Source organism: Corallococcus sp. CA047B, assembly GCF_003612065.1.
Classification (GTDB): Bacteria; Myxococcota; Myxococcia; order Myxococcales; family Myxococcaceae; genus Corallococcus; species Corallococcus praedator.
Window position 1 is genome coordinate 1 of sequence record NZ_RAWD01000545.1, and the last position, 3,352, is coordinate 3,352.

Consider the following 3,352-nt stretch of genomic DNA (forward strand, 5'->3'; position numbering starts at 1 on the left):
GGCGGCCGCGTGAGGTGTATAGAAGGGACCGGGGGCCGGCCCCCGCCGTCAGGGACTCCCAGGTGCCCTGCTCCCCCGCTCCCCCCTGCTGGGGACTGGAGCAGCAGACCAGGGTGAGGAGGAACAGGCCCGGGGACAGGCGCATCCGAAACGATGTCATGGTTTCACGCTCCGAATGCGCCAGCGGGTCATCCGACTACCAGGGGCGGGGACTGCCGCAGCTATATCCCGGGCCGTTGATGAAGCGCGACACGGCGCGGCTGTTGGCGTCCGCCGCGGCCGTCTGCCGCACACTCAGCGGAATCCACCACTGCGACTGGTCCGACACGTCGCAGAGGAACTCCACCTGCACCTGGTTGGGCGAGTGGAAGCGGTTGGCCGTCCCGTCGTTCTCCCACATGGCGCCAAAGGCATACTTGCTGATGCCATGGAAGTAGAAGTAGTCACAACCGTTGATGGTGCAGGAGCCCTGGGGCCCGGGCCGGTGACCGCCGGTGTTGCCATTGTTGATGTTGTGCTTGTCGAAGTTGGCGTGCCAGCCTTCGTGCATGTAGTCGCCCGCGCGGGAGGCCGGGTTGGAGTTGCTGGCGTTCGGGTTGTAGAGCGGGCACGCGGTCTCCACCTTGTCCGTATCCCACGGCCAGAACCGGGGGGAGAAGGTGCCAAAGACATCCGTGCGGTCGGTGATGCCGTGGTAGAGGCTGTCGTGGAAGTTGCTGCTGCGCGCCTCCGCCGTGCCCCGGTAGTCTGCGGTGCCGTGGAACGACTGGGCGAAGTTGTCCAACATGCCGTACGTCAGCAGGTAGGACGCGTTCCAGTGCTTGGGGAACTCGAGCGACACGTTGCAGGCGTCACTCCAGCCTCGGTTGCTCCAGTCACCGGACTTCAGGCCGTAGGCCTGGTACTGCCAGAGGAAGAAGTCCTGCCAGCAGCCGTGGGTGTTCCAGAGGTCCCGGTCCGCCTGGCTCGCGCCCGTCTGGGTGCAGACGGCGCCGGCCTCGGCCCCCAGGCCAAAGGCAAGAAGGGACGACATCAGGGCAATGCCTTGCTTGAAATTCATGGGCGTTCTCGCTCCTCGGTCGTGAGGTCAGGTCAGAACTTCGGAGGGGTGACGTCGAAGGTGTAGGGCTTCTCCTCGGGCGGACGGGGCTCCTTCGGCTCGGGCTTGGGCGCCTGCACTTCCGGGTGGGCCTTCAGGTAGGCGGTGAGCTTGCGGTTGAACGTCTCCGCGGTCTCGCCGCTGACGCGCCGGACGCGATCCAGGAACAGCAGCTCCTCGCGGCGGACGTACTGCTCCACCTCCTTGCGTGCCTCCAGCGAATCACCCCGGTTCCACAGGAAGGCGCTGATGGCCTCCGCGCGGACGATGACGGAGGGGTGCGCGCCCACCTGGTAGAGCACCTCCCGGTCGAACTCCGGGTCGCGCAGGTACGCGACGCCGGCCACGGCCTTGGCCTGCAGACGCGCCTGCTGGGCTTCTTCCTGGAGCTCCCCTTCGATGACGGTGCCCTTCGTGGGCAGCGGCATGCGGACGAACTCCGCGAGGAACTTCGCGCCCTCGTAGGTGCGCATCTCGCCGAGCAGGCCCAGCGCGACCAGCGCGCGGCTGGAGTCACCGGACTTGTGCGCCTCCAGGATCTCCTCGGTGAACGCCTGGATGACGTCCGGGTTCTGCGCGGCGGAGCGCAGCACCTCGCGCGCGTCGCCCTGCTCCTCCACCACGGACTGCCCTGCCCAGGTGACGAAGGACTTCACGCTCTTGCGCGCATCCTCCCCCGCCCCGCTCAACCCCGGCGGCTGGTGCAGCTTGCGGCCCGCGATGACGCGGCTGGGCGGGATGTTCGACCCCGCCTCCGAACCGGGCCGGGTGTCGGCGCCGAATGCCACGGAGCCCGACATCAGGCCCAGGGTCACGACGGCGGCGCCTGCGTGGGAGATGACTCGCCATTTGCGGCTTTGCATGGTCCTGCCTCCATTCCAGAAGTGCCGGAAGCCCCATCCCCCGGGGCCTCCCCTCCCACGCCGCGATACCGCCGCGACCCGTGGGTGCACCCGCTCATTTCACGAGCCGTACCAACCTGTTTCCGGCGCGGAAGGGAGGGTCCTGGCGGAGGCGGCGGCAGCGCTCACCGCACTCGGGAGAAGCGGGTTGGAACACCTCTGGCGAGGGTCCCCTGGCGCTTCGCGGCTGTTGCTTCCATGGCCACAGGCGCTGTTGCTCTTGTTGCCCGGGAGGCACGACTTCTATCGTCGCCGTCTTCCCGCGCTGTGTTTGATGAAGCCACCATGTCCTGGCGAAACGGAGGGAGGCGCTCTCGCGGATCTCGCCCTCCAGATCTTCCGTGGGGACGGGCTCCTTCAGGTCCTGGTGCGGATGGATCACGCGCTGATTCGGCAGTAGAAGCGCCGGTCATGCCCATCCCCAAAGCCTTCCTGTTCAGCGCCATCGCGCTCCTTGCCACGGCCTCCGGATGCCCCGCGACGGGCGGAGTGGCGCTGCGCGCGGATGGCACGCCGGGGCCGCAGGACTGCACAGAGGAAGCGAAGCGGACCATGCGCGCGCTCCGGCTGCATGTCGGGGACACCGCGCTGGTGGAATTGGATGCGAACCAGATCCGGTCGCGTGCCGTCACCCTGTATGACGGCCCCATCGAGAGCATCTTGAAGAACGACTTCGGAACGCTCGAGACGTCGACGCGCCTGTACGGGCAGGTCTGGACGAGCGGTCCGCAGGTCGTCATCCGATGGTATGAGGCTCATCCTCCAGACAGCGAAAAGTTTCCCATCTGCGCGGTGGCCCGGCTCAGCGAGGACCAGATGCGGAAGCGGCCTGATTCGAAGCCAGGGACAGCAATCCTCGACGGCTCCGTCGCGGCGGCCTATGTCGTGGACGCATTCCGGTAGCCCGGCGCCGGGCGTCGTGGTGGCGACGCCGGCACCGGTCACGGAGGGGAAGGCCTCAGTTCCTGCGGCGGCGCAGCAGGGCCAGCCCGGCCAGCGCCAGGCCCCACATGGGCGCGCTTCCCGCGGCGGCGCAGCCTCCGCCATCGCCCTCCCCGGGGAGCGGATCCACGACGGGCGTGCCCTTGCCCACCGTCACGGTCAGCTTCGTGGCCGCCGCCCGGTCCCCATCGCTGTTCTGGTCCGCGTTGGAGGAGTTGCCGGCCCCGAAGAGCGTGAGGGTGACATCCGACGAGGGCGCGACAAGCGAGAAGTTGAAGCGCAGTTCGTCGCCGGTGAAGGCCTGCGGCGCGGAATGGGCCAGCTCCGCGCCCAGCTTCTTCATCCCGGTGCCGGCCTGGAGGTTGGCCGCCGCGCTGTCCACCGCGATGTCCACCCCGCCCGTCTTCGC

General features: G+C 68.2%; 4 protein-coding genes. 1 reads left to right on the forward strand and 3 read right to left on the reverse strand.

The annotated features are described in order from the left end of the window. Positions 1-196 precede the first annotated feature (196 nt). A complete protein-coding gene (locus tag D7X74_RS40685; protein ID WP_120538297.1) occupies positions 197-1,060 on the reverse strand; it encodes a hypothetical protein in 864 nt (287 codons plus the stop codon). Positions 1,061-1,092: 32 nt separating this feature from the next. After that, positions 1,093-1,962 carry a hypothetical protein gene (locus tag D7X74_RS40690; protein ID WP_120538298.1) on the reverse strand — a complete coding sequence of 290 codons (870 nt, stop codon included), beginning with the start codon at positions 1,960-1,962 and terminating at the stop codon, positions 1,093-1,095. A 450-nt stretch (positions 1,963-2,412) separates the two neighbouring features. On the opposite strand from D7X74_RS40690, the gene D7X74_RS40700 reads away from it, so the two are divergent. Then, a complete protein-coding gene (locus tag D7X74_RS40700; protein ID WP_120538300.1) occupies positions 2,413-2,904 on the forward strand; it encodes a serine/threonine protein kinase in 492 nt (163 codons plus the stop codon). A gap of 55 nt (positions 2,905-2,959) precedes the next feature. Here the strand turns inward: D7X74_RS40700 and D7X74_RS40705 are convergent. Continuing rightward, positions 2,960-3,352: choice-of-anchor V domain-containing protein (locus D7X74_RS40705; RefSeq protein WP_233602469.1), on the reverse strand; the 393-nt coding region annotated here is incomplete at its 5' end.

What these genes read in the sequence shown, in the direction of transcription:
- D7X74_RS40685 (WP_120538297.1), bottom strand. Translation starts at nt 1,060, where the DNA reads ATGAATTTCAAGCAAGGCATTGCCCTGATGTCGTCCCTTCTTGCCTTT.
- D7X74_RS40690 (WP_120538298.1), bottom strand. Translation starts at nt 1,962, where the DNA reads ATGCAAAGCCGCAAATGGCGAGTCATCTCCCACGCAGGCGCCGCCGTC.
- D7X74_RS40700 (WP_120538300.1), top strand. Translation starts at nt 2,413, where the DNA reads ATGCCCATCCCCAAAGCCTTCCTGTTCAGCGCCATCGCGCTCCTTGCC.